The sequence below is a fragment of the Streptomyces tatrensis genome, assembly GCF_049310065.1.
Taxonomy (GTDB): domain Bacteria; phylum Actinomycetota; class Actinomycetes; order Streptomycetales; family Streptomycetaceae; genus Streptomyces.
In genome coordinates this window covers 117325-143891 of sequence record NZ_JBMDLB010000008.1, presented here as the reverse complement: position 1 = coordinate 143891, position 26567 = coordinate 117325, and the positions used below count along the sequence as shown (strand labels likewise).

Genomic DNA, 26567 nt, shown 5'->3' with positions numbered 1-26567 from the left:
GAACGTACGTTAATCGAACTGGATGTCGGCGGTCAGGGGCAGGTGATCGCTCGGGGTGGCGGGCAGCGTGCGGACCCCGGTGACGGTGCCCGAGCGGGACAGGATCTGGTCGATCCGGGCCAGGGGGAAGGCCGCGGGCCAGGTGAAGGCGAAGCCGGGGGTCTTTGTCGCTGTTGCTGCCAGGGCGGTGCGGACGGGGGCCAGGCCGCGGTCGTCGGCGGTGCCGTTGAGGTCCCCGAGCAGGACGACGCGGTCGGCGGGTTCCGCGGCGAGGACGGCGCCGAGGAGGAGGGCGCTCTCGTCACGGCGGGCGGAGCCGAAGCCGGAGGCGCCGAGGCGCAGGGAGGGCAGGTGGACGACGTAGACGGCGACGGGCCCGCCGGGGGTCGCGGCGGTGGCGCGCAGGCCGCGGTTCCAGTGCGGGTCGCCGGCGAGGGACGGCGGCTTGATGTCCACGGGGCGCACGTCGGTGAGCGGGTACGCCGACCAGAGGCCGACCGTGCCGTGGGTGGCGTGGTGGGGGTAGTCGGCGGCGAGGGCGGCGGTGAAGGCCGTGACGGCGGCTGGGGTGAGCTCCTCGACGGCGATCAGGGCGGGGTGGCCGGCGGCGAGGGCCTTGGCCGTGCCGGAGGGGTTCGGGTTCTCGTCGCTGATGTTGTGCTGGACGGCGGTCAGGGTGGCGGGGGTTGGGGTGGCGGGGCGGGGCAGGAGGGTGCCGAACTGGCCGAGCCAGGCTGCGGTGGGGAGCAGCAGGGCCAGGGCGGTGGCGGCGGAGCGGCGCCGCAGGGCCAGGGCGAGGAGGAGGGGGACGGCCAGGCCGAGCCAGGGGAGGAACGTCTCCAGCAAGCTGCCGGGACGGCCGGGGGTGTTGGGGACGAGGGAGGGGCGGGTGAGGAGTGCGGCGAGGAGGACGGAGAGGAGTACGGGGACGAGGGTGGAGAGGGGTACGGGGACGAGTGCGGGGAGGGCAGTCGTCCGGGTCGTGGGGAGGGCAGTCGTCCGGGCCGCGGGCCAGGAGTGTGGGCGACGGCCGGGGCGGGGTGGCCGGCGGGGGAGGAGGGGGTGAGGGCCGGGGGTGGGGTCGGGGGGCGGGCCCGGGGTCGGGCCGGGAGCCGAGCCTCGGGTTGGGCCGGGATTCGAGCCGCAGGTCGGGCCGGGAGTCGGGTCGGGGGTCGGGCTCGGCGCCGGGCTCGGAGCCGGGTCGTAGGTCGGGTCGTAGGTCGGGTCGGGGGGCGGGCCCGAGTTTGTCTGGGTCATGGGGCCGTTCCTCTGTTCCGTTCGGGGGGTGCGGTGTGACGTGCGGTTGGTACGACGACGTCGGGGGTGGGGAGCCGGTTCCCGCGGGGGTGTGCGTCCGGGGGTAAGCGGTTGCCACGGGGTGGCGGGAGTGGATCCAATGGGCGCAATGATCGAACGGGCGCGTCGGGTGGACTTCGGTCGCATCGGCGCGGGATGGAGGAGCACCGCACTGTGAACGCGTCGGCATGGTCGTCATCAGGGGAGCGGGCCGGCGGGGCGGTCGTGCGGTTGGGGGCTCTCGTGCCGTTGACGCCGCCCGGCTGGGTCGACGCCGGGCGGCACTTGCTCGCGGGACTGGAGCTGGCCGCGCGCGAGGTCAACGACGCGGGAGGGATCGGTGGTCGGCCGCTGGAGCTCGTGGTCCGGGACACCGCGGCCGACCCGGAGCGGGCCGCGGCGGCCGTGGAGGAGCTGGCCGGTCTGGGTGTGGCCGCCGTGGTGGGGGAGTACCACAGCGTCGTCGCCCGGGCCGCCGCCGCCCGGGCCGACGCCCTCGGCGTGCCGTTCCTCTGCTCCTCCGCGGTGCTCGACGCGCTCACCGAGCAGCCGACGGAGTGGGTCGCGCGCCTGGCCCCGGCCCAGTCCCACGGCTGGCGGACGTACGCGGACTTCCTCCTCGGGGCGGGCCACGGCCGGATCGCGGTGGCGACCCAGCCGAGCGTCTACTGGGCCTCCGGGACCCGCATCCTGCGGGACCGCCTCGCTTCCCGCGGCGCCGACGTCGTCGAGTTCGACGCCAACGCGCTCACCCCCGGGGGCCTGTGCGACGCGCTCGTCGAGCACGGTGCGACGGCGCTCCTCCTGCTGGTCGGATATCCGGAGCCGGCGGCGGCGATCGTCAGGGCCGTACGGGGAGACCGGCGGGTCGGGGAGGTCCTGATCGGTGCCCCGGCCGGACAGCCGGAGTTCGCCGGATGGGCCGGGGCGCTGGGCGCGGACGGCGCCGGGATCCCCTTCCTGCGCTACCTGCCCGAGCAGCTCGGTCCGCTCGGCGAGCGGGTGGGCAAGGAGCTCCGCGAACGGCTGGGCGAGGAGCCCTCGTTCGTGGCCTTCGAGGGCTGGGACAGCGTCACCGTCCTGGCCGAGGTGCTGCGTTCGCACGGCACGGACCGGGCGGCCGTCGCAGGGGCGTGGCCGAGGGTGGCGGTGGAGGGGACCCGGGGGCCGATCCGGTTCTCGCGGACGCCGGGGATCAGCGTCTGGCAGTGGGCCTGGACACCGGTTCGTGTGGTCGACCGGGATCCGCAGGACATCGGCCGCTTCCGGATCCTGGACGGGGACGGCGAAGCCGCGCGCTGACCCGGCCGGCGGCGGCGTCCTTCAGGTGCGGGTCAGGTGGGCGCGGTACCAGGGGGCCGCGGAGGGGAGCAGGGCGAGGGCCGTGGGCGTGGGGCGCAGGCCGGTCAGCCGCCAGATGGGGTCGGCGCGCTGGTGGTAGTCGCGGGCCAGCAGGGAGAACTGCCGCTCCGTCACCCGGCCGGGGCGCTCGCGGAGTCGTTCCACGCAGCGGTCCCACGGCCACTCCTCCCGCACCTCGGGCAGGATGCCTTCGGTGGCCAGGGCCGACACGAGGTCGGCGCTCTTCACCGGGGCCGGGTGGCTCGCGTGGTGGATCCCGCCGGGGAGGTAACCCGGGGCCGTGGCCAGGGCGTCGATCAGGCGGGCCAGCTCGCAGACGTCGATCAGGGAGAGCAGCGCCCGGCCGCCGTCCCAGTTGGCCGGGACCCGGTCGACCAGCTCGGCCAGGGCCGGGACCACCCAGCGGTCACCGGCGCCCAGCACCAGCCCCGGCCGCAGGACGGTCCCGCCGGCGGCCAGCACCGGAGCTTCGGCCGCCAGCCGGCTGCGGCTCGCGGCGGACACCGGGTCCGGGGCCACCTCGTCGACCTCGATGCCGCGGTGCGGGAGGTTCCCGTAGACCGCGGCCGTGGACAGGTGGACGATCCGGCGCACGCCCGCCCGCACGGCCTCCGCGAGGAGGGCCGCGCCGCCCACGACGTTGACCGTGTGGCAGCGTTCCTCGTCCCGCCCGATGTAGGAGGCCAGGTTCACCAGCGCGGCCGCGCCCTCGCAGACCCCGCGCAGCGACCCGGGGTCGCACAGGTCCGCAGGCACCCACTCCACGCCCTCGCGCGCCGCACCGGGGGTGCGGGCGAGGGCCCGCACACGGACATCGGGACGGCGGGCCAGGACGTCCAGTGCGGCAGAGCCGATGAAGCCGGTGGCTCCCGCCAGGACGATCACCCGGGGTCTCTCGGATATGTGCATGGGCTCGATTCCCTCGACGTGGGTACGGCGCACGGCAGAGTGCTCCGCCGGGTCCGTACGGCTCTTCTCGTGTTTCCCGGGTGCGGATGCCTCAGCGGGCTGTCCAGCCGCCGTCCACCGGGACGGTCGCGCCGACCACGAAGGACGCCTGGTCGCTGAGCAGCCACGCGGCCGCGTGCGCGATCTCGCGGGGGTCCGCCGTACGCGGCAGCGGGGCCATGGTGTGCAGTTCTTCCTCCAGGCCCGGGTTCAGGCCGAACCACTGGGCCATCATTTCGCTGCGCGTGGTGCCGGGAGCGATGGCGTTGACCCGGATGCCCTGGGCGGAGTACTCGGCGGCGGCCTTCGTCAGGCCGATGACGGCGTGCTTCGCCGCGATGTACGCGGCGGACGCCGGGGTGCCGACCAGGCCCGCGACGCTGCTGTTGTTCACGATCGCCCCGCCGCCCGGCAGCATCGCGGCGATCTCGTACTTCATGCAGTTCCACGTGCCGAGGACGTTGGTGGCCATCACGGCCTCGAAGTCCGCGTTCCCGGTGAGGTGCAGCGGCGCGGGCACGGTCCCCAGCCCCGCGTTGTTGAAGGCGGCGTCCAGGCCCCCGAAGAGCTCCACCGCCCGGTCCACCGCCGCCTCGACCTCTTCGGCGCGGGCCACGTCGACGACGGCGTAGGCGGCGGTGAACCCCTCGTCCGTCAGCTCGCGGGTGAGCGCGGCCAGTTGCTCCTCGCGCCGGGCGGCCAGGAGCACCGAGGCGCCGTTCTCGCAGAACACCCGGGCGGCGGCCGCCCCGATGCCGCTGCTCGCGCCGGTGATCAGGGCGCGCTTGCCCACGAGGAGGCCGGTCTTTTCCGTCATGGTGAGTCTTTCGTCTTCCGTCTCGCGCGGTCCGGTTCGGTCCGCCCCGGCGGGTTTTCAGGGAGGGTTCGCCTGCGCACTATTGGCTGGAAAAGGCTCCTTCGCGCGGGCCGGACCCGCCCAGGAGTACAGGAACCGTGCGGTGGCCGTTCGAGACGAACGAGAACTTGGGCCGGAGTTCATCGGCGGGTACGGCCAGGGCGATGTCGGGGAACCGCTCGAAGAGCGCCGACAGGGCGATGGCGACCTCCATCCGGGCCAGGTTCACGCCGAGGCAGTGGTGGGCTCCGTACCCGAACGACACGTGGTCCGCGCGGGTCTCGCGGGTGATGTCGAAGAGGTCCGCCCCGGCTCCGTGGTGGAGCGGGTCGCGGCCCGCTCCGGCGAAGCAGATGACGATCGCGTCGCCCTGCGGGATTCGCACGTCGTCGTCGATCTCGATCGTCTCGACGGCGAAGCGCAGGATGCTGTGGGCGCCGGGCGGGTCGGCACGCAGGGATTCGTCGATCACGTCCTCCCACGAGGCCTTGCCGTCCCGCACGAGTTCGAGCTGGCCGGGGTGCGTGAGCAGGGAGACGACCGCGTTGTCGATGAGGTTCACCGTCGTCTCGTAGCCGGCGGTGAAGAGAAGGATGAGATTGTCGAGCAGTTCCTTCTCGCTCATGTCCGCCGCGCCCGAGTCCCGTGCGGCGACGAGGACGGAGGTCAGGTCGTCGGCAGGATTTTCCCTCTTGTGCGTCACGACTTCGTTCAGGATCTCGTACATGGATATGCCATTCGCCACCGCCTCCTCGGGGGTGATCGAGGTGGCGAAGAAACTGTCGATGATCTTCTGTAGGGGATCGCGGGCGGACTGCGGAATTCCGAAGAGCTCGCAGACGACGGCGTGCGGGAGTACGTGGGCGAATTCCTTGCGGAGGTCCACGGGCCGTCCCGCCGGGGTCTGTTCCAGGCGGTCCAGCAGTCCGGCCGCGATCTCTTCGACGCGCGGCCGCAGGGCGGCCACGCGACGCTTGGTGAACTCCCCCGCCACCGGCTTGCGCAGGCGCGCGTGCTCCTCGCCGTAGGCGGTGACCATGTTCTGTACCGAGACCCAAATGGACAGCGGCCAGTCCTGGTCGACTTCTCCGTTGATCCACGCCGGCCAGTGCCGGTACGCGTCCTTCGACACCCGGGGATCGGTGAGCAGGCGCTTCACGAGTGCGTAGTCGGTGATGGACCACGCCTCCACTCCGCCAGGGAGCACGATCCGCGCGGCCCGGCCCAAGGAGCGTATTTCCTTGATTTCCCCGTGGATGTCCTGGCCGAGCGGATCGATGACGAACGGGCACTGCCTGCTCACAGGAGTATCCCTCCTACAACTGCTGGTGACGGTGAGTCCGATGACGTCACAGGCTGGCACGCCCACGACCTTGCCGCCACTTTGCGCAGGGGTGTCTCGGCCAGTGGATCGCAGGAAATCACCGGCCATTTCGTAGAAAAGGGAGGAGATTAGGCCGAAACGACAATTGCTTCCAGCGAGGCGTGGAAGACCCGCTGGCCGCCCTGATGGCCGGACACGCTCAGGGAGAGGGTGTCGTCCCGGTTCCGCATCACCGGCTGCGCCTGGACCAGACAGGGGGAATGGAACTCCACGTACCGGTCGAAGGTCAGGTGGAGCGAGGTGGGGTACAGCCGGGTGGTGCCCGCGACGGCGAAGGCGGCCTGGTGGGTGGCCTCGAGGAGGGCCATGCCGGGGACGTGATCGTTCTCGTGCGCGAACAGCGTCTTGTTCGTGGTGTGCGGCCGCAGGGTCCAGCACCGGGGGTCCACGGTGGGGGCCAGCAGGACGTGGCTCGGCTCGGTCCGCAGGACGAGGGAGGGGGCCACCGGTTCCGGTACGGGCAGGAGCGGCCGGGCGTCCGCGTGTTCGCCCCGCATCCGGCGGTAGGCGCCGGGAGAGGTGCACGTCAGGTTGCCGCCGCCGGTCGCGATGACCCGGTCGTCCTGCACCACGGTCATGTGGCACACCATGCCGGAGAAGCGGGTGCCGCGCCGGTTGACGTCGGTGCAGACGACATCGATGTGGATGGGGGATCCGCTGTCCGCGGTCAGCAGGACGGGATCGATCCGGTAGTGGATGTCGGACATCAGGAACTGGTGCCCGAGGGGGACTCCGTACTCGGCGTGGGAGAGCAGGATGCCCGTCTGGCGGATGGCCTCCGCGATGACGGTGGGCGAACGGAAACCGTGGAGCGCGGTATGGAACGGGTGGCTTTCAGGCCAACGCAGCGTCACGGTGAATCGGTCGGGAGCAGTGCGTTCCCAGGCCGAGAGGAACACCTCGGAGGTGTTGGGGCGGTGCACGAGCCAGTTGGGTATGGCCGGAGGCCTTGCATCTGAGACCCCGACCGATGGTCTTTGGGTGTTTTCGCTCTCATAAGACCTGATTAACATGATTTCCCCTCCGGACTTCGAGGCACATTCGAGCCACTCGTGGTATGTCTCGGTTCGCCGCAAGATACGTGCTGCCTGGTATAATTTGCAACGGCTGTTTTCGGTGACATGCTCGTACCCCCGAGGAGGTGCATCAGTGGCCGCCAGCACCGTGGAAGGAGCGAAGTTGTCTCAGAGGGAGGCTTCTCGGCGCACCCGGCAACTCATCGTCGAGGCCGCCGGCGCCGTGTTCGCGGAGAAGGGCTTCAACGGGGCCACGATCGCGGACGTGTACCAGCGGCTCGGCCTGACCAAGGGTGCTTTCTACTACTACTTCAAGGGCAAGGAAGAGCTGGCCCAGGCAGTCCTGGCCAGCCAGATCGACACGGTCGGCTTCCCGATCCTGCCGCGGAGCACCCGGCTCCAGGAGATGATCGACAAGGGCATGCTCTTCGCCGTTCAGATCCGCAGCGATCCGATCGTGCAGGGCAGCCTGAGGCTCTCCCTGGAGCGCGGCAGCCACCACGAGCACCGCCTGCGGCCCTATCAGGACTGGATCGACCACAACCGGTTCGCCCTCGGGCAGGCCCGGGAGTGCGGCGAACTCCACGCGCACGTGGACCTGGACGCGGTCGCCAACCTCATCGTCGGCGGCTTCACCGGCGTGCAGGTGCTCTCGGAGGTGATGTCCGACTGGGAGGACCTGGAAGTACGGGTATCCGTGCTGCTCAGGCACATCATGCCGATCATCGCGCTGCCGACGGTACTGGCCGAACTCGACATGGCTCCCGGCCGCGCCGAGCGGGTCGCCGCCGACCTCGAGCGGCACGTGCGGGAGCGGGCCGAGGCCGAATCCGACGATCTGGCCGAGCTCCAGGCCTAGTGCGTCCCGTCGCCGGAACCTCCCGGCGGCCACGCGTTCTTCCCCGCTTTGCTCCGCCGGGCGTCTTCGACGTCCGGCGGAGGGTTTTCCGCGACCGGGTCGGTGCTCCGGGCGGCTACATCAGATCTTCCGATGACCATTGCCTACCTTCATGCAGGTTTGTTTCCATGGGCGCGGCCCCGAGCCACACACGAGGCTCTTGACCGACCACGGAGAACCCACATGATCAAGCTCGATGACATCCGCCGGCACGCGGCGGGCGGCGCGACGCGGGATGCCTTGGTCGACGGCCAGGTGCGGCTGACCTGGGGCCAGTTCGCCGAGACCGTGGAACGGACGGCGGCCGGACTCGCCGAGCACCTGCCCCACGAGGGCGCGGTGCGGGCGGTCTTCCTCGCGGGGAACAGCTGGCAGCTCACCGTCGCGATGAGCGCCTGCGCCACCCTCGGCGTCTCGTGCACCGGTCTCGATCCGCAGAGCGGCACGGACGACCTGGGCCAGGTGCTCTCCTGGCTGGAGCCGTCCGTGGTCTTCGTGGCCTCGGAGCACCGCGCCACCCTCGACCAGCTCGTCTGGCCCAGCGGCCCGCAGGCCGTGCACGTCCTCCTGGACGGGGTCACGGCGCCCGGCGCCCCGGGCAAGCACCAGGCGCTCAACTTCGACCTGCTGACCTCGGCGGAACCCCTGCGCACCCTGCCGGCGCCCCGGCCCTACGAGTCCTTCGCGGTCAGCGGGCGCGGTGAGGGACCCTCCCGGATCGCCGTGCGCCGCACCCCCTCCGAGGGCCGCCACCTGGTCGACCTCGTCGACGAGTTCGGCCTCAACCGGGACGACGTCCACCTGGCCGCCGCACCGCCGACCGAACCCACGGCCCTCGCGCTGGCCCGCACGATGCTCGGCATCGGAGCCACCGTCGTCCTCGCCGACGGAGCCGGACCCGAGACCCTGACCGCCCTGCTGGTCGCCGAGCGCGTCAGCACCGGCGTGATCACCCCCTCCACCCTGCACGGCGTGCTCGGACTGCCGGACGACGCCGAGCCCTCGCCGCGCACCCGCCACCTGCGGTTCCTGCTCACTCCCGGCGCCCACCTGGGCCGGTGGACCGTCAACACGGCCTGGGAGCGGCTCGGTCCGGTGCTGCACACCGCGCTCGGCAGCGCCGAGACCGGACTGACCGCCGTCATGGGCCCCGAGGAGCTGCTGGTCTCGCCGCCGCGCTCGGGCCACACCACGCTCGGCACCACCGTTGCCGTCCTCGGCGAGGACGGGCAGCCGGTGGCGCAGGGCGAGAGCGGCCGCCTCGCCTTCGCGGGCCACCAGGTCATGGACGGCTACCTGGACGGCGAGACCGGGTTCGTCTCGCTGGACCTCGGCTGGGGCGAGGAGCGCTTCCTCGTCACCGACGAGTCCGGGTACGTGGACGAGACCGGCCGGCTGCTGGTCACCGGGCGGGTCACCGAAGTGCCCGTGGTCGTCCGCGATTCGGCGGTCGACACCGAGCTGTTCCGGCTGGAGTCGGACCTGCTGAACCTGCCCTGCCTGCGCGACACCGCCGTCATGCGGGTCAGCAGCCCGGTGCTCGGCGACGCGATCGTGGTGCCCTTCATCGCGGTGGCGGTCGGCCGGGAGGCCACCGGGTACCAGGCGCTCAGCGCGGCCTGCGCCCGCCGGGTGCCGTCGCTGCCCGCGCACGTCATCGCCGTCGACACCATCCCGTACAGCCCGACGGGCCGGATCCGCACCGCGGACCTGCTCGACGCGGTGCTGCCCATCATCACCCTGAACCTGCAGCTTGAGCAGTCGATGCAACAGGAGATGTCCGCGTGAACCTGCCCTCCTTCGACGACCAGCCGTACGAAGAACTGCTGGTGGAGGACTTCGAGACGGCCTTCTTCGCACTCGAACTCGAACTCCTCGACCTGCCCTGCGTGAGGGACGTCGCGGTGATGCGCACCCGGCTGCCCGAGGTGGGCGAGACGCTGGTGGTGGCCTTCGTACCGCTCCTGGAGGAGGACCAGGAGGCCGGCGGGCGCCAGGCCGCGCTGGCCGCCTGCGAGCGGCGCATGCCGTGGGTGCTCTCGCACGCGGTGGCGGTCGACGCGATCCCGCGCGCGGCCGACGGATCCGCGCGCACGGGGGTCCTGATCGACCGTCTGCTCCCGCAGATCGCCCGGGACCTCCTGTCGCCGATGGAGATGTCCGACTAGTCCGCTCCGCCCAGCCCGCCGGCCACCACGAAACGGGGGCTGACCTGTGGCCATGCCCTCCCTGCGGGCATGGCCACAGGTATGTCCGGAGTCGTGCGGGAAAGTGCAGCGTGCATCCTCACACTGCAGACATACCTGCACCGTGGTATGTTCCTGTTCTCCGAGGCTCTGAGCCTCGCAGAAGGGAGCCCCTGCCGTGCAGTTCCAGCAGTTACGCTCGTTCCGTGAAGTAGCCGCCGAGATGAGCTTCACTCGCGCCGCTCGCAACCTCCACTACTCGCAGCCCAGCGTCACCGCCCACATAAAGAACCTCGAGGACTACATCGGGGCCGAGCTGTTCCATCGCGCCGGCGGCCGGGTCCAGCTCACCGAGGCGGGCATGCGACTGCTGCCGCACGCGGAGAAGATCATTCTTATCGCCGAGGCCGCCTGTATGGACGCGGCCTCCGCGGGCAGGACCCGTCCCGCTGCCTGACCAGCCGCCGGACGGTTTTGTAATGCCTTTCCATTCGGCCCGGCCATGTATCCGAATTACCTGGATAGATGCCGGGCCGAACTTATTTCCGGGCATTCGGAATTCATCATTCCGCAATATCGAGAAACGCGGCCGGACCTTCCCCGTGGCGTCGACAAGGCTTCCCCGTCTGGTTGTTGACGTATCCCCTGGAACGTGATGGCGCCAGGGTTGGCGTAGATGGGCAATTGTTCGTGCGCAGCCCAACAAGAGCTGATCGGCGGCCGTGCCTACGCTCGGGTCAATCGAACTGTGCGCCCGGCAGCGGTCGCGTGTATTACCCCTGGAGAGGACACCAAAATGGGTCAGGTCCCGATAGTGGATCAGTCGGCCGGCGAGGCTCCGAACGACCTCATGACGGGCGACTCCTACCTGGAGAGCCTGCGTGACGGCCGCCAGGTCTTCGTGGACGGCGAGCTCGTCAAGGACGTGACGACGCACCCGGCCTTCGCCAACGCCGCGAGGTCGACGGCGCACCTCTACGACGCGCTCCACCACCCGGACACCAAGGACCTGATGACGACGGTCGACCGGTACACGGGGTACCGCGTCCACCGCTTCTTCACCCCGGCGCACTCGCCCGAGGAGCTCATCAAGGCCCGTGACGCCATCGAGCACTGGGCCCGCCTGAGCTACGGCTTCATGAACCGCACGCCCGACTACAAGGCGTCCTTCATGGCCGGCCTGGCCGTCACCCACGACTTCTACGAGCCCTTCGGCGACAACGCCCGCGCCTGGTACGAGAAGTACGCCCGCCAGGGCCTGTCGATCAGCCACGCGATCGTCAACCCGCCCGTCGACCGCAACAAGCCGGCGCACGAGATCCGCGACGTCTACCTCAAGGTCGTCGAGGAGCGCGGGGACGGCATCGTCGTCGAGGGCGCCAAGCTCATGGCCACCGCCTCGGCGCTGAGCAACGTCGCCTTCGTCGGCCAGATCCACCTGGCCAACCTGGAAGCCGGCAAGGCCGAGGACATGGCCCTGGCCTTCATGGCCCCGCTGAACACCCCCGGCATGAAGGTCGTCTGCCGCACCTCCTACGAGGGCAAGGCCACCAGCCCGTTCGACAACCCGCTCTCCAGCCGGTTCGACGAGAACGACGCCGTGCTGGTCTTCGACAAGGCGTTCATCCCGTGGGAGAACGTCCTGATCTACCGGGACACCGAGAAGATCCACCAGTACTTCCCGCGCTCCGGCCTGCTCTCCCGCGGCTTCTTCCAGGGCGCGATCCGCATGTCGGTCAAGCTCGAGTTCATGGCGGGCATCCTCGACAAGGGCACCCGCATCAACGGCACGGACGGCTTCCGCGGCGTCCAGGCCGGCCTCGGCGAGCTGCTCGCCTGGCGCCACCAGACCTGGGCCGTCACCAGCGCCATGGCCCTGGACCCCGAGGCCGGCCCGGCAGGCACCGTCCTGCCGCGCATGGACTACTCGGCCGGCTACCGGGCGCTCGCCCCGCTCAGCTGGGAGCGCACGCACCGCTTCTTCGAGGAGCACCTCGCGGGCGCGCTGCTGATGACCCCGTCCAGCGCCAAGGACCTGCAGAACCCGGAGCTGCGCCCGCTGCTCGACCGCTACTACCGCGGCACCGGCGCCACTGCCGAGGAGCGCACCAAGCTCTTCAAGCTGGCCTGGGACGCGATCGGCACCGAGTTCGGCGCCCGCCACGAGCTGTACGAGCTCAACTACGCCGGCGGTCCCGACCAGGTGCGCCTCGACACCCTGAACTGGTCGCGCGGCGCCGGTCTGCTCGACAACTACGGCGACCTCGTCCAGAGGGCCATGGACGACTACGACCTCGACGGCTGGACCCGCGGCCGCTGGGCCCAGGAGAACTGACCGTCAAGCCCGCGTACGGACGGGTGCCCGCGGCCGACGCGCCGGGCGCACCCGTCCGCGCCCAGCAGAGAGGCCCGGCCATGAACCACGACCTGCGCGATGTGATGCGTTCCTTCGCCACCGGGGTCTGCGTCGTCAGCACCTACACCGACCAGGACGGCGTGCGCACCCACAACGCGATCACCGTCAACTCGCTCACCTCCGTCTCCCTGGAACCGCCGCTGGTGTCCCTGAGCTTCCGTCACGACTCGGAATTCTTCGCCGAGCTGCTGCGGACCGGCGTCGTCGGGATCTCGATCCTCGGCGCCGAGGGCGAGTCCACCGCCCGCGCCTTCGCGCGCCGGCGGCCCGAGCGCGACCAGGCGCTGACCGAAGTGGCCGGAGCGCCGGGCGAGGCCACCGGGACGCTGCTGTTCGACGCGGCTGCCTGGATGGAGTGCAGCCTGCGCGACCACGTGGTGGCGGGCGACCACGTGATGGTCATCGGCGAAGTCGTCGCCATGGGCGCCCGCGAGACCCAGACCCCTCTGATCTTCCTTCAGGGCGGCTTCCACAGATTCGAACTGGAACAGGTGTGACGTGCGCGCGAAGAAGCTGCTGAGCTGGCGGGTGCTCCTCGGGGCGGCCCTGGCCGTATCAGCCCTGACCCTGCTGCTCCTGCCCGGCGCCCCGGCCGAGGCCACGGCGTCCACGGCGCAGGCCGCGGCGCGTACCTCGGGCCCGGTGACCGTGTGCCTGGTGACCCGGGACGCCCCGAACCGCGAGCGCACCGTCAAGGTCGCGCGGTGGGCCTCGCAGGTGCTGCTCGAGGAGACGCTCTCCTACGCCGGCCCCTGCGCCTCGTACGGCACCCCGAGCGCGCTCGGCAACGGCAACCTGCGGACGTACGCGCAGATCGCGGGCTCCAAGCCGCTGACCGTCGGCATCGTCTTCCCCAAGTCCACGCTGACCGGCCTGCCGACCACGATGACCGACGGCAACCACTGCTACGACATCGACGGTGACGGCTCGGTCAACGAGCACACCGAGTGCGTCGGCGGCCACGAGCGCCCGCTGGACCTGCCCGCGCAGTTCACCGCGCTGCCGGGCATGCCGCTCAAGTGGGCCCTGGTCAACTTCAACCCGATGGGTCACGGCCCGGAGCACATCTACGACCACCCGCACTTCGACTTCCACTACTACACGCAGTCGAAGGCGGAGCGCGACGCGATCCGCAGCGGCCCCTGCGGCCTGGCCATCAACTGCGACGACTACGCGACGGCCACCAAGCCGCTCGCCCCGCAGCACATGCCGCAGGACTACACGGACAAGGGCGTGGCCGAGGCCGCCATGGGCAACCACCTGGTCGACCTCACCTCGCCCGAGTGGGGCTCCACCGCCTTCACCCAGACCTTCATATACGGCTCCTACGACGCCAAGATCAGCTTCCTCGAGCCGATGATCACGAAGGCCTGGTTCGAGGGCATAGCCGCCGGGGTCAACCCGAGCCGCTGCTGGCCGGTCAAGCAGCCGCAGCAATGGCAGACGAGCGGCTGGTACCCGCAGGAGTACTGCATCGACTACCGCGCCAACCGCGGGGACTTCACCGTCTCGATGAAGAACTTCAAGAACTCCGCCGCCTGAGTCGTCAAGACCCAAGCCATTGGCCGACCGGCTTCACCCCCGCCGCACCGGGGGTGGCCGGCGGCTCCCACTGAATCCCCGGAGTAGGCGAGGAAAGGGCCACCGTGATCGCGGACAGCAAGGCCGGCGCACGACGACCCCGCGCCTTCCACGAATTGATTGGTGACTGACACATGTCCCGTGGATTCTCGATCGGTATCGTCGGAGGAGGCGCGGCTGCAGTCTGCTTGATCGACGCGTTGTCGCGAACACAAAGCGAACCGGGCAGCCTCACGGTCTTCGAACCGTCACCGCACCTGTGGCGCGGGCGTGCCTACCAGGTCGACACCGAGACCCTCAAGGTCAACGCGACCCCCGACGACATGTCCGTGCGCGCCGGCGACCTCCAGCACTTCGAGAACTGGCTGGAGACGCGGGACAAGGTCATAGGGGTCCGCACCGGAGTCGACCGCTGGTCGGGGAGCCGCTTCGCCCCCCGGACCGTCTACGGCGAGTACCTGGAGCAGACGGCCTACGCCGCGCTCGGCGAACTGCGCCGCCAGGGCTGGCGGGTCGACCTCGTCGGCGAGGGGGTCACCTCCGCGAGCCGCGCCGCCAACCGGGTACTGCTGCGCACCGGCAACGGCCGCGCCCGCGCCTTCGACTACGCCATCCTGTGCGTCGGCGGCGACAGCCCCAAGGATGTCTACGGTCTGGGCGACACCCCCGGCTTCGTCGGGGACCCGTACCCGATCGTCAACAAGCTGGCGGACGTCGGCGAGCGCGAGCACGTCGCGATCATCGGCAGCGGCCTGACCGCCATCGACATCATCCTGTCGCTGGCCGCCCAGGGCCACCAGGGCAAGATCAGCCTGCTGTCCCGGCGCGGCGTCCTGCCCGGCGTGCGGCAGAAGGCGGTCCCCTTCGAGCTGCGGCACTTCACCCCGCACCGGATGGAGGAGCTGGCCGCGATCCACCCCGAGGTCACCCTCGACGACATCGCCACCATCATGCGGGCCGAGTTCCGCGATGTCGGCGCCGACCTCGACGCGGTGGTCTCGGAGATCATCCGGGTCGACCTGGAGGACCCGGTCGACCGGCTGCGCCGGCAGATCGAAGAGGTCGACTCCCCCCACATGGGCCTGCGCATCCTCCAGCGCGCCGTCCCCGAGACCGGACCCGACGTCTGGCCGATGCTGCGCGAACAGGACAAGGTCCAGCTGCTGCGCGCCCACTACCGCACGATCATGAGCCTGTGCTGCCCCATGCCGCCCGGCAGCGCCGGAGTCCTCCTCGACCTCGTCGAGGCGGACAAGCTGGAGATCGTCGCCGGGCTGCAGAACATCACCCCGAACCCCGAGGCCGGCTTCGACGTCGTCACCGCCGAGGGCCACGACTTCACGGCCGACCGCGTCATCAGCGCGGTCAACGCCTCCGAGGGGCGCATCCCCACCAGCGCCGCGCCCCTGGTCACCTCGCTGATGCGCAGCCGCGTCGCCAGCCGCCACCCCCACGGCGGCCTGCACATAGCGCGCCCGACCAGCCAGCTCACCACCAACGGCCGGCCCGACCCGCGCCTGTACGGGCTCGGGAACATCGCCGCCGGCTCGCTCTTCTTCACCTTCGGCATCCCCTCCCTGGTCGACCGGAGCCAGGACATCGTCGGCGCGATCCTGCAGCACGCCGAGACCGTCACGGCCGCGACCCAGGAGAACGAGGACGTCCTGCTCACGGTCTAGCCGCGAGCGCATCCGCACCCGCATCCGCATCCGTACGCCACCGGAAACCGACCCGGAGATTCCGGAGATGAGGACCCCGAGCATGAGCATCACCGAGACCGACCGGCCCGCCTACCTGGCGGACACGCACACAGGCCTGCCGATCCCCAGCGAGCCGGTCTTCGCCACCCACGAGGAGACGCGCCGCCACCGCAAGCAGCGGCTCGCCGCCGCGCTGCGGCTGTTCGGCAAGTACGGCTTCGGTGAGGGCATCTCGGGCCACATCTCGGTCCGCGACCCGGAGCACGAGGACCGGTTCTGGGTGAACCCCTTCGGCGTCTCCTTCAACCTGGTCCGCGTCGCCGACCTCATCTGCGTCGACTCCGCGGGCACCGTCGTGGAGGGCAGGCACCGGGTCAACCCCAGTGCCTTCGTCATCCACTCGGCCATCCACGAGATGCAGCCGGGCGCCACGGCGGCCGCCCACGGCCACACCGCGCACTCCCGCGCGCTCGGCGCCCTGGGCCGCCTGCTGGACCCCATCGACCAGGAGTCCTCGGCCTTCTACAACCGCCAGGTCCTCTACGAGGAGTACGAGGGTCCCTCGGTCTCCGCCGAACTCGGCCGCGACATCGCGGAGAAGCTCGGCGACAACCGCGCGATCCTCCTGCGCCACCACGGCCTGATAACCGTCGGCGGATCGCTCGACGAGGCCGTGCACTGGTTCTTCACCTACGACAGCTGCGCCCAGGTGCAGCTGCTCGCCCGGGCGGCGGGCACGCCCAAGAGCTTCACCCACGAGCAGGCCGTCGCAGCCGGGGACGGCTTCGGCAACGAGCAGCTGGGCTGGTTCAGCTTCCAGCTCCTCTGGGACGAGATCATCCGCGAGCAGCCCGACTTCCTCGAAGAGGACTAGCCCGCGGGACGTCTCCCCGTCCGGCACGACCACCGAAGAATCACCGAAATCACCGAAAATCACCGAGGAAGAAGAGGCACCACCATGAACATCCTGCTTTTCGGAGCCAGCGGCCACATCGGCAGCGCCATCGCCGGCGAACTGCTCTCCCGCGGCCACTCCGTCACCGGCGTGACCCGCACCGGCGAGATCGCGGGCAACACCCAAGAAGGCCTCAAGGTGATCGCCGGTGACGCCACCAGCGCCGACACCGTGGCCGAACTGTCCTCGGCGGGCTACGACGCCGTCGGCTCGGCCGTCGGACCCAAGCTCGGCGTCGACGACGACCACAAGATCATCGTCGGTGCGGCCAACGCGCTCATCGAGGGCCTGACGCGCAGCGGCGTACGCCGTGTCGTGGTCCTCGGCGGCGCCGGCAGCCTGGAGGTCGCCCCGGGCGTCAAGGTCATCGACAACCCGAACTTCCCGGCCGTCTGGAAGCAGAACGCCCTCGCCCAGAGCGAGGCGCTCGGCCTCTACCGCCAGGCCGACTCCCTGGACTGGACGTTCATCTCCCCGGCCGCCCAGATCGAGCCCGGTGAGCGCACCGGGACCTACCGCGTCGGCGGCGAGCAGCTCCTGGTCGACGCCGAGGGCAAGAGCCGCATCAGCATCGCGGACTACGCGGTCGCCTTCGCGGACGTGCTGGAGCGCGGCGAAGCGATCCAGTCCCGCATCACCGTCGCCTACTGATTCCGCGTTCCCCGGAGGGGATCAGCAACATGACTTCACCCGCGACACCGAAGGGCGCCGGCATCGTCCGGTTCGCCATCATCCTCGGCGCACTCACCGCTCTCGGCCCGCTGGCCAACGACGCCTACATGCCGGGTCTCCCGCAGATCGCCGAGGACCTGCACACCAGTGCCTCGGCGGCCCAGCTCAGCCTCACCGCCTGCCTGCTCGGCCTCGGCATCGGCCAGCTCATCGCCGGACCCGTCAGCGACGCGCTCGGCCGCCGCCGTCCGCTCATCGCCGGTCTGGCGCTGTTCGCCGTCACCGCGCTGCTCTGCGCCTTCGCCCCCAACATCTGGACGCTGGTCGGGCTGCGCGCCCTCCAGGGCCTCGGCGGCGCCACCGGCATCGTCATCGCCTCCGCGGTCGTGCGCGACCGGCACACCGGGCCCGCCGCGGCCCGGTTCTTCGCGATGCTGATGCTCATCACCGGCATCGCGCCGATCCTGGCCCCCGTCCTTGGCGGCCAGCTGATGCTCGTCACTTCGTGGAAGGGCATCTTCATCGCCCTCGCGATCGTCGGCGCCCTGATGCTCTTCGGCGTCGCCGGCGCCCTGCCGGAGACGCACCCCGCCGAACGGCGCGTGCGCGGCGGCCTCAAGGCCACCGGCCCGATCTTCCGCCGGCTGCTCAGCGACCGGGTGTTCGTCGGCTACAACCTGGCCTGCGGCTTCGCCTTCGCCGCGATGTTCGCGTACATCTCCGGCTCGACCTTCGTGCTCCAGTCCATCCACGGGATGTCCCCGCAGGCCTACAGCGTCGTCTTCGGCGTCAACGCCCTCGGCCTGGTCATCGCCGCGCAGGTCAGCGGCCGCATCGTGCACAAGACCGGCCCGCGCGCCCTGCTCGCCACCGGTCTGGCCGTCTCCGCGGTCGGCGGCCTCGCGCTGCTCGCCGTCGTCCTCACCGACGCCGGTCTGGCCCCGCTGCTCGTCGCGCTCTTCCTGGTCGTCTCCAGCGTCGGCCTCGTCCTGCCGAACTCCTTCGCCCTGGCCCTCCAGGACCACGGTGACGTGGCCGGCTCGGCCGCCGCGCTGCTGGGTCTGTCCCAGCACCTGATCGGCGCGGCCGTGGTCCCGCTCGTCGGCCTCGCCGGCGAGGACAGCGCGGTTCCGATGGGCATCGTCATCGCCGTCCTCGGCGTCGGCGGTCTGCTCTTCTTCGGCCTCACCAAGGGCCACCAGGCCGCCGGCGAGGAGTCCGGCGCCCCGGCGACCGAGGAGCAGGCGCCCCCGGCCCGGTCCTCCCAGATCCACGAGCCGGTCTAGGCACCTGGCGAGACAGGCTCCCCCAGCGGATTGCCCACCGGGGGTCCGTACGGCCGCACCACCGTACGGACCCCTGGCACCCGGGGCCGCCATCCCGGGCGGCGACAGGCCCACACCTCTTCCCTTTCCACCGAAACCGATCGAGGCACAGCCACCATGACCCTCGCCACGCACGCCACGGCCGTCGACTCCTGGCGGCTGCTGCCCGCCGCCCAGCAGCCGTCCTACCCCGACCCGGTCGCCCTGCGCTCCGTGCTCGACGACCTCGCCTCCTACCCGCCCCTGGTCTTCGCCGGCGAGTGCGACCGGCTGCGCGACCGGCTCGCCGACGTCGCCCGGGGCGAGGCCTTCGTCCTCCAGGGCGGGGACTGCGCCGAGAGCTTCGACGCCGTCAGCTCCGACCAGGTCCGCGACAAGGTCCGCACCCTGCTCCAGATGGCCGCCGTCCTCACCTACGCGAGCTCCGTGCCCGTGGTGAAGATCGGCCGGATCGCCGGGCAGTACTCCAAGCCCCGCTCCAAGCCCACCGAGGTCCGCGACGGCGTCGAACTGCCCGTCTACCGCGGCGACTCCGTCAACGGCCTCGCCTTCACGCCGGAGTCCCGCACCCCGGACCCCGAGCGGCTCAAGCGGATGTACCAGTCCTCCGCCGCCACCCTGAACCTCGTACGGGCCTTCACCACCGGCGGTTACGCCGACCTGCGCCAGGTCCACGAGTGGAACCGCGACTTCGTCGCCGCCTCCCCGGTCGGCGAGCGCTACGAGCGCCTCGCCGGGGACATCGACGACGCCCTCACCTTCCTCGCCGCCTGCGGCGCCGACCCGGCCGCCGTCCACTCCTCCGAGATCTTCGCCAGCCACGAGGCACTGCTCCTGGACTACGAGGCCGCGCTCACCCGCGTCGACTCCCGGACCGGGAAGCTGTACGACGTCTCCGGCCACATGGTCTGGATCGGCGAGCGCACCCGTCAACTGGACGGCGCCCACGTCGAGTTCGCCTCCACGGTGCAGAACCCCATCGGCGTCAAGCTCGGCCCCACGACCTCCGCCGACGAGGCCCTGCGCCTCATCGACAAGCTGGACCCGCGGCGCGAGCCCGGCCGCCTCACCTTCATCACCCGGATGGGCGCCCGCAACGTCCGCGAGATCCTCCCCGAGCTCATCGCCAAGGTCACCGCCGAGGGCGCCCGCCCCGCGTGGATCTGCGACCCGATGCACGGCAACACCTTCGAGGCCCCCAGCGGCCACAAGACCCGCCACTTCGACGACGTGCTCGACGAGGTCACCGGCTTCTTCGAGGTCCACCGCGCGCTCGGCACCCACCCCGGCGGCATCCACATCGAGCTGACCGGCGACGACGTCACCGAATGCGTCGGAGGCGGCGCCGAGGTCCGGCTCGCCGACCTCGGGCAGCGCTACGAGTCCGCGTGCGACCCGCGCCTGAACCGCAAGCAGTCCCTCGACCTGGCCTTCCGGGTCGCCGAGCTGTACCGCGACCGCCAGGCGGCCGGCGCGGCCCGCCGCGAAGCCGTACCGCGCGAAGCCGTACCGGCCGCTGCCTGATCCCGAGCGACCGATCGACGTACCGTCCTGAAGCAAAGGGAGAAGCCCATGTCCGTGCGTGCCCTGCGCGGTGCCATCCAGCTGGAAGTCGACGAGCGGGGCCACCTGCTGGACGGGGTCCGCACGCTGTTCCAGGAGATGCTCGCCGCCAACGGGCTCGACCAGGAGGAACTGGTCAGCCTGTTCTTCACGGCGACCCCCGACCTGGTCAGTGAGTTCCCGGCGGTCGCCGCCCGCGATCTGGGCGTGACCGACGTGCCGATGATGTGCGCGCAGGAACTGGACATCGCCGGGTCCCTGCCCCGGGTCGTGCGGATCCTCGCGTACGCCGAGACGGAGCTGTCCAAGCGCGAGATCAAGCACGTCTATCTGGGCGGTGCGGCCGCCCTGCGCCGAGACCTGGTCACCGCCGGAGATTCCAGATGATCCGCTCCGCCGTGGTGGTGGGGACGGGCCTCATCGGAACCTCCATCGCCCTGGCCCTGTCCCGCCGCGGGGTGGCCGTCCACCTCATGGACGAGAACGACTCGGCCGCCCGCACCGCCGCCTCGCTCGGCGCCGGCACCCTCGGCGCCCCGAAGACCACCGTGGACCTGGCCGTACTGGCCGTCCCGCCGGCCCAGGTCGGCACCGTGCTCGCCGCCCAGCAGAAGCGGGGCCTGGCCCGCTCGTACACCGACGTCGCCAGCGTCAAGACCGAACCGGAGATCGGGGTCCTCGCCGCCGGCGCCGACCCCGTCAGCTTCATCGGCGGACACCCCATGGCCGGCCGGGAGCGCTCCGGCCCGCTCGCCGCCTGCGCCACCCTCTTCGAGGGCCGCTCCTGGGTGCTGACCCCCACGGCCCACACCAGCCGCGAAGCGCTCAACATGGCGCTCATGATGGTCTCGCTGTGCGGGGCGGTGCCCGTCGTCATGGACAGCGACGCGCACGACCGGGCCGTAGCCCGCGTCTCCCACACCCCGCACGTGGTCGCCTCGCTGATGGCCGCCCGCCTCCAGCACCTCCAGGAGGACGCCTGCCGGCTGGCCGGGCAGGGGCTGCGCGACGTGACCCGGATCGCCGGGGGAGACCCCCGGCTGTGGAGCGACATCCTGGAGTCCAACGCCACCGCGGTCGCCGACGTGCTGACCGAACTCGCCGAGGACCTCCAGGTCACCGTGGCCGCCCTGCGGGGCCTGGCCACCGACGACGCCGACGAACGCGCCCAGGGCACCACGCTCCTGGCCGACCTGCTCGGCCGCGGCATCAGCGGCCGCGACCGCATCCCCGGCAAGCACGGACACCCGGTACCCGCCTGCGCGCCGGTCCGGGTCCTGATCGGGGACCAGCCCGGCGAACTCGCCCGGCTCCTGGCGACAGCCGCCGAACTCCAGGTCAACATCGAGGACATGACCATCGACCACTCGCCGGGCGACGAGAGCGGCCTGGTCGAGCTGATGGTGGCCCGCGGGACCGCCGTGACCGTGTCCCAGGGCCTGATGAGCGCGGGCTGGCGGGTCCAGCGGATGGGGCCGATCGAGGCTCCGCCGGTGGCCGTCGGGGTCTGACCCCGCGCCGTCTGATCCTGCGCCGTTCGACCCCGCGTCGTCCGACCCTGCGCCGTTCGACCCAGCGTCCGCGGATCGCCGTACGACCCCCGCGTCCGCGGATCCCCGTACGACCTCCTTGGTCCGACCGTCCACCACGCCGGCCCACCACGCCGCACGACAGAGGATGACCCTTGAGCACTTTGCGATGGCTCACCGCGGGCGAATCGCACGGCCCCGCACTCACCGCCGTCCTCGAAGGCCTGCCCGCCGGGGTGGAGATCTCCACCAAGGCGGTCGCCGACTCCCTCGCCCGACGCCGCCTCGGCCACGGCAGGGGCGCCCGGATGGCCTTCGAGCGGGACGAGGTGAGCTTCCTCGGCGGCGTCCGCCACGGCCTCACCCAGGGCGGACCGGTGTCGATCCAGGTCGGCAACACCGAATGGCCCAAGTGGGAGACGGTGATGGCCGCCGACGGCGTGGACCCGCAGGTGCTGGCCGGCCGGGCGCGCAACGCCCCGCTCTCCCGCCCCCGCCCCGGCCACGCCGACCTCGCCGGGATGCAGAAGTACGGATTCGATGACGCCCGGCCGGTACTGGAGCGGGCCAGCGCCCGCGAGACCGCCGCCCGCGTCGCCGTCGGAGAGGTCGCCCGCGCCTTCCTGTCGCAGGCGTACGGGATCACCATCGTCAGCCACGTCGTCTCGCTCGGCGCGGCCACCGCCCCGGAGGGCGTGGTGCCCGGGCCGGACGACACCGAGCGCGTCGACGCCGACCCGGTGCGCTGCCTGGACCCGGAGGCCTCCGCCGCGATGGTCGCCGAGGTCGACCGGGCCCACGAGAACGGCGACACCCTCGGCGGAGTCGTCGAGGTGCTCGCGTACGGACTTCCGCCGGGCCTGGGCAGCTACGTCCACGGCGACCGGCGCATCGACTCCCGGCTCGCCGCCGCCCTCATGGGCATCCAGGCCATCAAGGGCGTCGAGTTCGGCGACGGCTTCGGCCTCGCCAAGGTCCCCGGCTCCCTCGCCCACGACGAGATCGAGCGGGACGCGGCGGGCGCCGTCCGCCGCCGCACCGCCCGCTCCGGCGGGGTCGAGGGCGGCATGACCACCGGCGAACCGCTGCGGGTGCGCGCCGCGATGAAGCCCATCGCCACCGTGCCGCGCGCCCTGGCCACCATCGACGTCGCCACCGGCGAGCCGGCCGTCGCCCACCACCAGCGCTCCGACGTCTGCGCGGTGCCCGCCGCGGCCGTCGTGGCCGAGGCGATGACGGCGCTGGTCCTCGCGCACGCCGCGCTGGAGAAGTTCGGCGGGGACTCCCTCGCCGAGACCGCCCGCAACCACCGGGGCTACCTCGAGAACCTGGCCGTCCGGTGAGCGCCCCGACGCTGGACACGCCGGCGCCGGCGGTGAGCACCCGGATCCCGGTCGGCGGGGACCGGCCGTACGAAGCCGTCGTGGGCCACGGGCTGACCGGCGAGACCGGCCGCGTGCTGGGCGCCGGACCGCTGCGGGTGGCCGTCGTGTACTCCCGCCCGCTGCTGGCCACGGCCCGGCGGATCGCCCGGGAGCTCACCGACGAGGGCCGGATCGTGGTCTCCCTCGAAGTGCCCGAGGGCGAAGCCGCCAAGGACATGACCGTGGTGGTGGGCCTGTGGCGGGCCCTCGCCGACGCCGGGTTCACCCGCTCCGACGCCGTCGTGGCCGTCGGCGGCGGCGCCACCACCGACCTCGCCGGGTTCGCCGCCGCCGGCTGGCTGCGCGGCGTACGCCTCGTCCTGGTGCCGACCACCCTGCTCGGCATGGTCGACGCCGCCATCGGCGGGAAGACCGCCGTCAACCTGCCCCAGGGCAAGAACCTCGTCGGCGCCTTCCACCCGCCCGCCGGGGTGCTGTGCGACCTGGACCTGCTGGCCACCCTGCCGCGCGCCGACCACGTCAGCGGCCTCGCCGAGGTCATCAAGGCCGGGTTCATCGCCGACCCGGAGATCCTGCGCCTGGTCGGGGAGGACCCGGTCGGCGCCCGCCACACCCGTGAGCTCGTGGAGCGCGCCATCCGCGTCAAGGCGGAGGTCGTCACCGAGGACTTCCGCGAAGACGGCCGCCGGGAGCACCTCAACTACGGCCACACCCTGGGCCACGCCATCGAGCGGGTCTCCGGCTACCGGGTCCGGCACGGCCACGCGGTGGCCGCCGGCATGGTCTTCGCCGCCGAACTCGCCCGGCTCGACGGCCGGCTGTCCGCCGCCGACACCGAGCACCACCGCGCCCTGCTCACCGCCGCCGGGCTGCCCACCACCCACGGCGGAGCCTGGGGCCCGCTGCGCGACGCGATGGGCATCGACAAGAAGACCCGGGGCAGCCGGCTGCGCCTGGTCGTCCTCGACGCCATCGCGCGCCCCGCCCTGCTCACCGCCCCGGACGAGGAGCTCCTCGCGGCCGCCTACGAACGGCTTGCCCGGTGACCCGGCCCGGAGTCCGCTACGCCCGTGCCCGCGCGATCCGCCGCGCCCACGCCGAAGGGGACGCGGCCGCGGCCGGCGCCGGGGTGCCCCTTCCGGCCCCGCTGCTGCCGCCCGACGCGGTCCGTGCCCGGGCGGGGAGGGCGCCGTTCCCGGCCCGGGCCGGGAACGCCGTCGCGGTGCCGGTCCTGCTGGGCGCCGCGGTGCCCGCCCGGGCCGGAGCACCCCTGCGCGCCTGGGTGCCCGTACCGGCCAGAGCACTCGTATGCGCCCAATCCCCCGAATCCGCCGAATCCGCCGAACAGGAAGGCCCGTCATGACCGCCGCCACCGCCCCGCAGGGCCCCGCGTCCGCCCTGCTCTGGGGGGACGCCGACCGCCGGGCCGTCGAGGTCGCCCGCGCACTGACCGTGGACGCGGTCGAGGCGGCCGGACACGGGCACCCCGGCACCGCCATGAGCCTCGCGCCCGCCGCCTACCTGCTCTTCCAGCGGCTGTTGCGGCACGACCCCCAGGACCCGCGCTGGGCCGGCCGCGACCGCTTCGTCCTGTCCTGCGGCCACGCCAGCCTGACCCTGTACACGCAGCTCTACCTGTCGGGCTACGGGCTCACCCTGGACGACCTCAAGGGCCTGCGCACCGAGGGCAGTCTGACCCCCGCGCACCCCGAGTACGGGCACACCCCGGGCGTGGAGACCACCACCGGCCCCCTCGGCCAGGGCCTCGCCAACGCGGTCGGCATGGCCATGGCGGCCCGCCGGGAGCGCGGCCTGTTCGACCCGGAGGCGGCCCCCGGCACCTCCCCGTTCGACCACACCGTCTGGGCCATCGCCTCCGAGGGCGACCTGGAGGAGGGCGTCGCGCACGAGGCCAGCTCGCTCGCCGGCCACCAGCGCCTGGGCAACCTCGTCGTCCTCTACGACGAGAACCGCATCTCCATCGAGGACGACCGGCAGATCGCGCACTCCGAGGACACCCTCGCCCGCTACCGGGCGTACGGCTGGCACGTGCAGGAGGTCGACTGGACGGCCACGGGCGATTACGTCGAGGACGTGGCGGCCCTGCACCAGGCGCTCACCACCGCCCGCGAGACCACCGACCGGCCCTCGCTCGTATCGCTGCGCACGATCATCGGCTGGCCCGCGCCGAAGAAGCGGAACACCGGCGGCATCCACGGATCCGCCCTCGGCGCCGAGGAGGCCGCGGCCGCCAAGGCGGCGATGGGCCTCGACCCCGCGCTCTCCTTCCAGGTCCCCGCCGACGTCCTGGCCCACGCCCGCCGGGTCGCCGACCGGGGCGCCGAGGCGCACCGCCAGTGGGACAAGACCCTCGCCGACTGGCGCGCCCTGAACCCCGGGCGCGCCGAGCTCTTCGACCGGCTCTCCGAGCGCCGGCTGCCCGCGGGCTGGCAGGAGAGCCTGCCGGTGTTCTCCGGGGGCGGCCAGATGGCCACCCGCAAGGCGTCCGGCGAGGTGCTGAACGCGCTCGCCTCCGTCCTGCCCGAACTGTGGGGCGGCTCCGCGGACCTCGCCGAGTCCAACCTCACCACCATGAAGGGCGAACCCTCCTTCATCCCCGAGGAGTTGGCGACCGAGGCGTACTCGGGCCACCGGTACGGGCGGACCCTGCACTTCGGCATCCGCGAGCACGCCATGGGCGCCATCCTCAACGGCATCGCCCTGCACGGCGGAACCCGCCCCTACGGCGGCACCTTCCTCGTCTTCTCCGACTACATGCGCCCCGCCGTCCGCCTCGCCGCCATGATGAAGCTGCCCGTCACCTACGTCTGGACCCACGACTCCATCGGACTCGGCGAAGACGGCCCCACCCACCAGCCCATCGAGCACCTGTGGTCCCTGCGCGCCATCCCCGGCCTGGACGTGGTCCGGCCCGCCGACGCCAACGAGACCGTCGTCGCCTGGCGCACCATCCTCGAGAACGACGACCGCCCGGCGGGCCTGTGCCTGTCCCGGCAGAACCTGCCCGTCCTGGAGCGCACCGAGGAGAGCGGGCTGTCCCCCGCCGAGGGCGCCGCGCGCGGCGGGTACGTCCTGGCCGAGGCCGAGGGCGGACGCCCCGAAGCCATCCTCATCGCCACCGGCAGCGAGGTCCCCATCGCCCTCGACGCCCGCCGCATCCTCCAGGACGGGGGCCTCGCCACCCGCGTCGTGTCCATGCCCTGCCTGGAGTGGTTCCAGGCACAGGAGGAGCAGTACCGGGAGGAGGTGCTCCCCGCCGAAGTCGCCGCCCGCGTCTCCGTCGAGGCGGGCTCCAGCCTCGGCTGGTACGCCCTGGTCGGCGCGGCCGGCACCTCGCTGGGCATCGACTCCTTCGGCGCCTCGGCCCCGTACCAGTCCCTGTACGAACTCCACGGCCTGACCGCGCCGAAGGTCGCCGCGGCCGCCCGCGCGAGCTTCGAGCGGGCCCAGCGCAGGGGCTCCGTACGGTGAGCG

23 protein-coding genes and 1 pseudogene are annotated in these 26567 nt (G+C 71.9%); 19 read left to right on the top strand and 5 right to left on the bottom strand.

What is annotated here, in order from left to right:
• Positions 1-9 precede the first annotated feature (9 nt).
• A pseudogene (locus ACODT5_RS15040) lies at positions 10-927 on the bottom strand (endonuclease/exonuclease/phosphatase family protein); the annotation flags it as partial.
• Between the two features lie 600 nt (positions 928-1527).
• Between ACODT5_RS15040 and ACODT5_RS15035 the strand changes: the two are divergent.
• Complete coding sequence (locus ACODT5_RS15035) at positions 1528-2598, top strand: ABC transporter substrate-binding protein (protein ID WP_422519808.1); 1071 nt, start codon at positions 1528-1530, stop codon at positions 2596-2598.
• Positions 2599-2619: 21 nt separating this feature from the next.
• Here ACODT5_RS15035 and ACODT5_RS15030 read toward each other — a convergent pair whose 3' ends face one another.
• The 4 genes from ACODT5_RS15030 to ACODT5_RS15015 form a co-directional block, all read right to left on the bottom strand.
• Complete coding sequence (locus ACODT5_RS15030) at positions 2620-3600, bottom strand: NAD-dependent epimerase/dehydratase family protein (protein ID WP_422519780.1); 981 nt, start codon at positions 3598-3600, stop codon at positions 2620-2622.
• A gap of 58 nt (positions 3601-3658) precedes the next feature.
• Entirely contained in the window at positions 3659-4423 is a 765-nt protein-coding gene (locus ACODT5_RS15025; RefSeq protein WP_422519779.1) for an SDR family NAD(P)-dependent oxidoreductase, read from the bottom strand.
• Positions 4424-4502: 79 nt separating this feature from the next.
• Positions 4503-5765 (bottom strand): cytochrome P450 family protein, encoded by a 1263-nt coding sequence (locus ACODT5_RS15020; RefSeq protein WP_422519778.1) that lies wholly within the window; start codon positions 5763-5765, stop codon positions 4503-4505.
• Positions 5766-5914: 149 nt separating this feature from the next.
• Positions 5915-6859, bottom strand: a complete 945-nt coding sequence (locus ACODT5_RS15015; RefSeq protein WP_422519777.1) for a ScbA/BarX family gamma-butyrolactone biosynthesis protein — start codon at positions 6857-6859, stop codon at positions 5915-5917.
• A gap of 166 nt (positions 6860-7025) precedes the next feature.
• On the opposite strand from ACODT5_RS15015, the gene ACODT5_RS15010 reads away from it, so the two are divergent.
• The 18 genes from ACODT5_RS15010 (at position 7026) to tkt (ending at position 26564) form a co-directional block, all read left to right on the top strand.
• Positions 7026-7721, top strand: coding sequence for a ScbR family autoregulator-binding transcription factor (locus ACODT5_RS15010; protein WP_422519776.1), 696 nt, complete (start codon positions 7026-7028; stop codon positions 7719-7721).
• Positions 7722-7943: 222 nt separating this feature from the next.
• A complete protein-coding gene (locus ACODT5_RS15005; RefSeq protein ID WP_422519775.1) occupies positions 7944-9548 on the top strand; it encodes a class I adenylate-forming enzyme family protein in 1605 nt (534 codons plus the stop codon).
• Positions 9545-9928 carry a hypothetical protein gene (locus ACODT5_RS15000; RefSeq protein WP_422519774.1) on the top strand — a complete coding sequence of 128 codons (384 nt, stop codon included), beginning with the start codon at positions 9545-9547 and terminating at the stop codon, positions 9926-9928. The genes ACODT5_RS15005 and ACODT5_RS15000 overlap by 4 nt, the downstream gene beginning before the upstream one ends.
• Positions 9929-10124: 196 nt before the next feature.
• Positions 10125-10403 (top strand): LysR family transcriptional regulator, encoded by a 279-nt coding sequence (locus tag ACODT5_RS14995; RefSeq protein WP_385378236.1) that lies wholly within the window; start codon positions 10125-10127, stop codon positions 10401-10403.
• 339 nt (positions 10404-10742) lie between these two features.
• Positions 10743-12281 (top strand): 4-hydroxyphenylacetate 3-hydroxylase family protein, encoded by a 1539-nt coding sequence (locus ACODT5_RS14990; protein WP_422519773.1) that lies wholly within the window; start codon positions 10743-10745, stop codon positions 12279-12281.
• A gap of 80 nt (positions 12282-12361) precedes the next feature.
• On the top strand, positions 12362-12859 hold the full coding sequence (locus ACODT5_RS14985) for a flavin reductase family protein (RefSeq protein WP_266914258.1): 498 nt from the start codon (positions 12362-12364) through the stop codon (positions 12857-12859).
• A gap of 1 nt (position 12860) precedes the next feature.
• Positions 12861-13904: a hypothetical protein gene (locus ACODT5_RS14980; protein ID WP_422519772.1), complete on the top strand. Its 1044-nt coding sequence runs from the start codon at positions 12861-12863 to the stop codon at positions 13902-13904.
• Positions 13905-14077: 173 nt separating this feature from the next.
• A complete protein-coding gene (locus ACODT5_RS14975; protein ID WP_422519771.1) occupies positions 14078-15622 on the top strand; it encodes an FAD/NAD(P)-binding protein in 1545 nt (514 codons plus the stop codon).
• Between the two features lie 82 nt (positions 15623-15704).
• Positions 15705-16517 (top strand): class II aldolase/adducin family protein, encoded by an 813-nt coding sequence (locus ACODT5_RS14970; RefSeq protein WP_422519770.1) that lies wholly within the window; start codon positions 15705-15707, stop codon positions 16515-16517.
• Positions 16518-16601: 84 nt separating this feature from the next.
• On the top strand, positions 16602-17249 hold the full coding sequence (locus tag ACODT5_RS14965) for an NAD(P)-dependent oxidoreductase (RefSeq protein ID WP_422519769.1): 648 nt from the start codon (positions 16602-16604) through the stop codon (positions 17247-17249).
• A 29-nt stretch (positions 17250-17278) separates the two neighbouring features.
• Positions 17279-18556, top strand: a complete 1278-nt coding sequence (locus ACODT5_RS14960; protein ID WP_422519768.1) for a multidrug effflux MFS transporter — start codon at positions 17279-17281, stop codon at positions 18554-18556.
• A 156-nt stretch (positions 18557-18712) separates the two neighbouring features.
• On the top strand, positions 18713-20119 hold the full coding sequence (locus ACODT5_RS14955) for a class II 3-deoxy-7-phosphoheptulonate synthase (protein ID WP_422519767.1): 1407 nt from the start codon (positions 18713-18715) through the stop codon (positions 20117-20119).
• Positions 20120-20167: 48 nt separating this feature from the next.
• On the top strand, positions 20168-20545 hold the full coding sequence (gene aroH / locus ACODT5_RS14950) for a chorismate mutase (protein ID WP_422519766.1): 378 nt from the start codon (positions 20168-20170) through the stop codon (positions 20543-20545).
• Positions 20545-21669 (top strand): prephenate dehydrogenase, encoded by a 1125-nt coding sequence (locus tag ACODT5_RS14945; RefSeq protein ID WP_422519807.1) that lies wholly within the window; start codon positions 20545-20547, stop codon positions 21667-21669. Before aroH ends, ACODT5_RS14945 begins: the two co-directional genes overlap by 1 nt.
• 173 nt (positions 21670-21842) lie before the next feature.
• Positions 21843-23030, top strand: a complete 1188-nt coding sequence (gene aroC / locus ACODT5_RS14940) for a chorismate synthase (RefSeq protein ID WP_422519765.1) — start codon at positions 21843-21845, stop codon at positions 23028-23030.
• Positions 23027-24118: a 3-dehydroquinate synthase gene (gene aroB / locus ACODT5_RS14935; protein ID WP_422519764.1), complete on the top strand. Its 1092-nt coding sequence runs from the start codon at positions 23027-23029 to the stop codon at positions 24116-24118. Before aroC ends, aroB begins: the two co-directional genes overlap by 4 nt.
• Entirely contained in the window at positions 24115-24435 is a 321-nt protein-coding gene (locus ACODT5_RS14930) for a hypothetical protein (RefSeq protein ID WP_422519763.1), read from the top strand. The genes aroB and ACODT5_RS14930 overlap by 4 nt, the downstream gene beginning before the upstream one ends.
• Positions 24432-26564 carry a transketolase gene (gene tkt / locus ACODT5_RS14925; RefSeq protein ID WP_422519762.1) on the top strand — a complete coding sequence of 711 codons (2133 nt, stop codon included), beginning with the start codon at positions 24432-24434 and terminating at the stop codon, positions 26562-26564. Before ACODT5_RS14930 ends, tkt begins: the two co-directional genes overlap by 4 nt.
• The last annotated feature ends 3 nt before the right edge of the window (positions 26565-26567 follow it).

Coding starts and splice junctions, on each gene's coding strand:
- ACODT5_RS15025 (WP_422519779.1), bottom strand. CDS start 4,423: ATGACGGAAAAGACCGGCCTCCTCGTGGGCAAGCGCGCCCTGATCACC.
- ACODT5_RS15015 (WP_422519777.1), bottom strand. CDS start 6,859: ATGTTAATCAGGTCTTATGAGAGCGAAAACACCCAAAGACCATCGGTC.
- ACODT5_RS15005 (WP_422519775.1), top strand. CDS start 7,944: ATGATCAAGCTCGATGACATCCGCCGGCACGCGGCGGGCGGCGCGACG.
- ACODT5_RS14990 (WP_422519773.1), top strand. CDS start 10,743: ATGGGTCAGGTCCCGATAGTGGATCAGTCGGCCGGCGAGGCTCCGAAC.
- ACODT5_RS14985 (WP_266914258.1), top strand. CDS start 12,362: ATGAACCACGACCTGCGCGATGTGATGCGTTCCTTCGCCACCGGGGTC.
- ACODT5_RS14975 (WP_422519771.1), top strand. CDS start 14,078: ATGTCCCGTGGATTCTCGATCGGTATCGTCGGAGGAGGCGCGGCTGCA.
- ACODT5_RS14970 (WP_422519770.1), top strand. CDS start 15,705: ATGAGCATCACCGAGACCGACCGGCCCGCCTACCTGGCGGACACGCAC.
- ACODT5_RS14965 (WP_422519769.1), top strand. CDS start 16,602: ATGAACATCCTGCTTTTCGGAGCCAGCGGCCACATCGGCAGCGCCATC.
- ACODT5_RS14960 (WP_422519768.1), top strand. CDS start 17,279: ATGACTTCACCCGCGACACCGAAGGGCGCCGGCATCGTCCGGTTCGCC.
- ACODT5_RS14955 (WP_422519767.1), top strand. CDS start 18,713: ATGACCCTCGCCACGCACGCCACGGCCGTCGACTCCTGGCGGCTGCTG.
- aroH (WP_422519766.1), top strand. CDS start 20,168: ATGTCCGTGCGTGCCCTGCGCGGTGCCATCCAGCTGGAAGTCGACGAG.
- tkt (WP_422519762.1), top strand. CDS start 24,432: ATGACCGCCGCCACCGCCCCGCAGGGCCCCGCGTCCGCCCTGCTCTGG.